Genomic DNA, 5,607 nt, shown 5'->3' on the forward strand with positions numbered 1-5,607 from the left:
AGCCGTGTTGCGGTCCCCGGTCATCCGCTGCAGTGCCGCCGCGACTTCCGGGTCGGGTTTCACGCCGAGAACATGATCGGGAAACAACACGGACAAGCCCGCCGCCCATTTCTTCCAGCCATCCTGGTCCAGGATCAAGACGTCGAGTGGGGCGTTCGGGTCTCGGTCCGGTTGCAGCACATAGATCGGCAATCGGAACGGGGACTGACTGGTGAACTCGATCACATGGGCCTGCGATTGTCCACCTTCGATTGCACTCGAGTGGACGTTTAGCGGTTCGGGCGAATCGGGCCAGCCGCGAAACGTTCGTTGCCTCAGTCGATCGATCAATGCCCGGACCGCTTGGGGAGAGTCCACGTCGAGATCGCCCGGTTCCGCTTTGGGCACAAAACTTTCGTGGATCGTCGTCACACGTTGTTGCTCCGGCAGCTCTTCAAAGACTCTCAAGTCACGCTTTTCAAACAGCGGCTCGGCGGCCATCTCGATCAACGTCTGGTCCTCGCGCAGGAATCGATTCATCCATCGAAATGCGGCGACGCGCAGTTCTTGCGTGTCCTTGTGCGGACCTTCGGAAATTTGCAGTCCCAGTTTGTCGCGGGCGTCGTACAGGTCATAAATCTTTTGCACTTTTGCGTAGACGTCCACGACACCATCGAGCGGAAAGATGCGGTCTTTGTCGGAATTGGCGATCAACAGCGGACGTGGCGCCACCAACGCGGCGACCATCGGAAAATCCCAACGGTAAGTGTTGACCATGTACATGCAATCGCAATGCCCCTCGACACATCCGTCGACGACATGGTTTTTCAGGCTGGTGATCCCGGCCACCGGAACCGCCGCGGTGATGCGTTCGTCGATCGCCGCGATCCACCATGAATAGGCCCCGCCGCCGCTTCGCCCGGTGACGCCGATTCGATCTCCATCGACTTCGTCGCGCGACTGCAGATAGTCCAGGGAGCGAATGCAATTGAACGCCTCGACGCCCGCCGACGAATACCCGCGATTGTTCCACCACCACATCTTCTCACGATAGGTCCCGTGGTGAATGCCTTCGATTTCACCCAATTGGACGGTGTCGATGGTCAGACAAACGTAGCCGTTTCGCGCGAACCAAGCTCCGTGGTGTTGATAATGTGTCTTGTTGCCCAGGCTTTTGCCCTCGTGCCGTTCGCCGCCGTGACCGCAGACATACAGGATCGCCGGCAGCTTTTCGTTTTGCACACTCGGCCGATACAAATTGGCGGTCACGTACAGGCCCGGCATCGATTGAAAATGCAACCGCTCGGCGATCACTCCCGATTCCTCCAACGTGCCCGTCACGACGGGTTCCAGCGGGGTCTTGGCTGGCATCGGATCCAGTCCCAGCATCTCCAACATTTGGCGAAGGTACTCGGGTCGTTTGCCAGTCCAATCCTCCAGCGTCTCGATGTCGGCGAACGTTCGATCGGTCAGCTTCTGTGTCTCGGCGCGAAAATATTCCGCGATCTGCTGATCACTGTTTGTCGCGGCAGGTTCAGCCGATTGTGCGGCAGCCGACTTCGCGAGGACTACGGCAACAAGGATCACGATCGCAACGTTTCGCATCGAATTGGACTCGTCGTTCTCAAGGAGTTTCACTGAAAATACCGGTCGTCAACGGCGTTGGCCCGCGGAACACAACACGTCCCGTTGGACTCTCTGGTGGATGATTCGCATCCGCTGCTCGACCTTCGCCGGCGAGCTACAATGGCGACTCCATCTTTCATCCTGGAGAATCACTATGCGACTCGCGGTCCTATTGTATCTTCTGTCGGCAGGCACGATGTGTTCGGCCGAGACGCTTGTCTATTTCGGCACCTACACACGCGGAAACACATCCAGCGAAGGGATCTATGTTGCGACGCTGGACGAGACCACCGGCGCACTGTCCCAACCGCGGTTGGCAGCCAAAGCGGACAACCCGTCGTTCGTCGCGATTGCTCCTGACGGCAAAACGCTGTATGCCGTTTCGGAAACGCCTTGGACCGGCGAGAGTTCCATCGGCATCGTCGCGTATTCCATCGGTGACGACGGCACACTGAAACAACTCAACCAGCGGTCGACGCGTGGCGGGGCTGCCTGTCATGTGGCGGTGCACCCATCGGGCAAGTGTCTAGGCGTGGCAAACTATAGCGGTGGCAGCTGTGCGTCGTTCCCGATCAACGACGACGGTTCACTGGGAGAAATTGCTTCGTTTCACCAGCATGTCGGCAGCAGTGTGAACCCGCGTCGCCAGCAGGAGGCGCACGCCCACTCGATCAATTTCAGCGCCGACGGAACCCAAGCCTTTGTCGCCGATCTCGGGATGGACCAGATTGTCATCTATGACGTGGTTGCCGAAACGGGAACGATGACGCCTTCGAAACAGCGGTCACTAAAGATGCCCGCCGGAGGCGGCCCCCGCCACTTCTGTTTCGCTCCCGCGGGAAACATCGCACTGGCCAACTTGGAACTTTCCTCCGAAGTTGCGTTGCTGCGTTACGAAGATGCCGCACGCAGGTTATCGATTCAAAAAGTCGTCTCGACGCTTCCAGGCGGTCAGGCCGTTCCGGGTAACAGCACGGCCGAATGTCTGGTTCACCCCAATGGCCAAGCGGCGTACGTTTCCAATCGGGGGCACAACTCGATCGCCGTCTTTCGGATCGACGCTTCCAACGGAGACATCGAGTGGATCGAAAACGAATCGACCCGGGGTGAAGTCCCGCGGGGGTTCGGGATCGATCCGAGCGGCAAGTTCGTGGTCGTTGCCAACCAGAATTCCGACAACGTGGTGTCGCTGAAGATCGACGGCGAATCGGGAGCCCTGTCACCGACCGACAGCGAAATCACCGTCGGTAAACCGGTCAACGTGCGTTTCCTGAAGCGTTAAGTGTTGGTGTGCAGGCTTAAGCCGCCCACGGTCGCTGCCTAGCAGCGACCGGGAATCGCCTTCAGGCTAAACACCAACGGTTGCTGAATCCTGCCTTGCCTGGTGGCCGTGCTTCGCCAAATCATTCTTACCTTCGTGTGCCCAACATCAGATACGCGAACAGGTCGATGATCTGTTGGTCGGTCATGTCTTTGAAAACCTGTTCGGGCATCAGCGACGTCTTGATCGCTTTGAATTCTTCCAGCTCGTCGCGCACCAGCACGACCGTCTGGTCATCGGCGGTGCGAAGCGTCACGGTCTTGGGATCCTGGGCGGCCATCATGCCGGTGACGACGCGGCCATCGAGTGTCAGTGCCATGTACGACTGAAAGCCTTCGCGGATTTCAAGACTCGGTTCGATGATCGCCGGCAACCAGAACTTCAAACTGCCTCGTTCGTAACCGTCCAATGGTGGACCGATCGTCTTTCCTTCGCCGAATAACTTGTGGCAGGTCCCGCACTTGGTCATGAAGTGTTGTTTGCCTGCGTCGGGATCGCCGGCGGAATGACTCAGCAAATCCTTCAGCCGCTCGATCTCGGCAATCTTTTCTGCCGAGGACACCGTCACGGCTTTGCCGAAGGCTTGTTCGACCCGGGCGATGAATGCGGGGTCCTGGTAGGTGCGCAATCGCTGGATGACGTCTTCGGGGACTTCGGGGACACGAACCCGCCACTGAATCACTTCTTCGAGCAATCGATCGGCCCAGGCGGCACGGCTGGCCAGCGTTCGGCAGGCGGCGGCTCGCAGACCATGTTCGCGCGAGATTTTTCCGTAGAACGCGCCGATCAACCCGGTTGCGATTCGGACATCGTCAAAATTGGCCAACGTGCTGATCGCGACACGTTGCAGCGCCGGTTCGCTGGTCTCACGCCCCGTCGCCAATCGCAACAGGGCATCCACACTCTTGGGCTCACGCAACTCGCCGAGTGCGTAGGCGAGTTCGATCCTCAGCCCGAGATCGGTCGAGGAGTCACGCAATAATTTGATCGCGGCGTCCGCGGCGCCCTCGCGACCGCTGCGAAGTGCCAGCACCGCCCCGGATTCACCGCGAGATTCTTGATAGGCGGACAGCGCGCGGTCGAGACGTTTGGGCAGCTCCGGGATCGACCTGCCTTGGAACGCTTTGGTCAGCCCGACCAACAAGATGTCGCGGGTTGCGTCGTCCGGGGCCAGGGCGACCAGGTTGTCGCAGTGTTCCATGTCGGCGGCTGTTCCGGCGGCAGCATAGCGTTGGGCCAGACGGCCAAGAATGTGTTGGCGCACCAACGGGCGGCCCCATGACGCATCGTCAGAGAAGAATGCGTTGATCGCATCCCAATCATCTGCGTGGGCTTCGACCGCCCACCAATACAACAGCGGCAAGTGCGGGTCGTTTCCGTCTTCGTCGCGTCGCGTCAGGCGGTCGATGATTGCCAAACCCGTCTCACTGTCGATCCGCTTGGCTGTCGAGGCGAGTTGGCTGCGGACTTGTAGATCGGGTTCGTTCTCCGCCAGTGAAACCAGCTGGCGATGGCCTTCATGCCGATCACCCAACAACCGAACGGTCCAACGTCGGATGTGGGGATCGTCGTGCCGCAACCAATCGGCGGCCCGCTCGGTCGACAGTTGCCCCATCAGATTCAGTGCCCAGAGCGATTCCAGCGACCCCGATTGGTCGACACGTTTGACAAGCGTCTCGGTCGCATCGCTGTCGTTGCGCCAACCGAGGACCAAAGCGGCGCGGCGGCGGAGCCATTTGTTGGGCGAGTCGAACAGGGCGATCAGGTCGTCGCTGGACAGGGCGGTGAGATCGCCGGAGCGGTAGACGGGCTTAGATCCCTTGGGGCGGATGCGATAGATCCGTCCGCTGTTCTTGTGCCAATCGTCGACGGGATTGACGTGGGACAAACGGGTGTCGTACCAGTCCGCGATGTAGATCGCGCCGTCGGGCCCGGCGCCGGCGTACACCGGCCGAAACCAGCGATCGTCGGTTTCGATCAGGTTTTCGACGTCTTCGGTGCGATAGGTCGATCCATCCGGAATCAGACGACTGTTCCAAACCAGATTGTGCAACGAATTCGGTGCGACAATGGATCGGTCAAAGTCTTTTGAAAACAACCCGCCTTCATAGATCATGAAGGCTTGAGCAAACCGTCGCGTGTCGCCTTTCATCGGCATGCCGGTGAAGTAGCCGAACGCATAGGGATTGGTCAGCGGACCGTGCTTGCCCCAGTTCTTGTCCGAATAGCTGCCTTGCGGATAGTGATAACCGCGTTTGCTACCGCCGTTGGTTCCCGAAAAAACTTGTCCGTACGAATCGATCTCCAGACTGAACGTGTTGCCGCCGCCCTCGGCATAGATTTCGAAGACTTTCGATTCGGGGTGATATCGCCAAATACACTGGCCTTCGAAACGAACGCCCTTGGTGACTTGTGAGCTGACCGTTCCGGCCGTGGTGCTGCCGTTGGCACCGTGCAGCCAACCATCCGGTCCCCACAACAGGCTGTTGGCCACCGAATGCGTGTCTTGCAGCCCGAATCCCGAAAGATGGACTTCCGGATCGCCGTCGGGCACGTCATCGCCGTCGGCATCGGGATAGTGCAGCAAATACGGCGGGTTCAACACCCAGATGCCTTTCGGACCGACTTGGACCGAGGTGGCGATGTTGAGTCCCGTGATGACGTCCTTGCTGGCGTCATAC

3 protein-coding genes are annotated in these 5,607 nt (G+C 59.3%); 1 reads left to right on the forward strand and 2 read right to left on the reverse strand.

Annotation, left to right across the window (positions count from 1 at the left end; genetic code table 11):
* Nucleotides 1–1,617 (reverse strand): alpha/beta hydrolase family protein (locus ABX749_RS19570; protein WP_372897449.1); only part of this gene is annotated, 1,617 nt, incomplete at its 3' end.
* Nucleotides 1,618–1,759: 142 nt separating this feature from the next.
* Here ABX749_RS19570 and ABX749_RS19575 point away from each other — a divergent pair.
* Nucleotides 1,760–2,887, forward strand: coding sequence for a lactonase family protein (locus tag ABX749_RS19575; RefSeq protein WP_372897450.1), 1,128 nt, complete (start codon nucleotides 1,760–1,762; stop codon nucleotides 2,885–2,887).
* 127 nt (nucleotides 2,888–3,014) lie between these two features.
* Here the strand turns inward: ABX749_RS19575 and ABX749_RS19580 are convergent.
* The coding region (locus tag ABX749_RS19580; RefSeq protein WP_372897451.1) for a c-type cytochrome at nucleotides 3,015–5,607 on the reverse strand (2,593 nt) is incomplete at its 5' end.

The organism is Stieleria sp. (genome assembly GCF_041595215.1).
Classification (GTDB): Bacteria; Planctomycetota; Planctomycetia; order Pirellulales; family Pirellulaceae; genus Stieleria; species Stieleria magnilauensis.

Bases quoted from the DNA above. Each gene is read 5' to 3' on its own strand.
- ABX749_RS19575 (WP_372897450.1), top strand. From the start codon at position 1,760: ATGCGACTCGCGGTCCTATTGTATCTTCTGTCGGCAGGCACGATGTGT.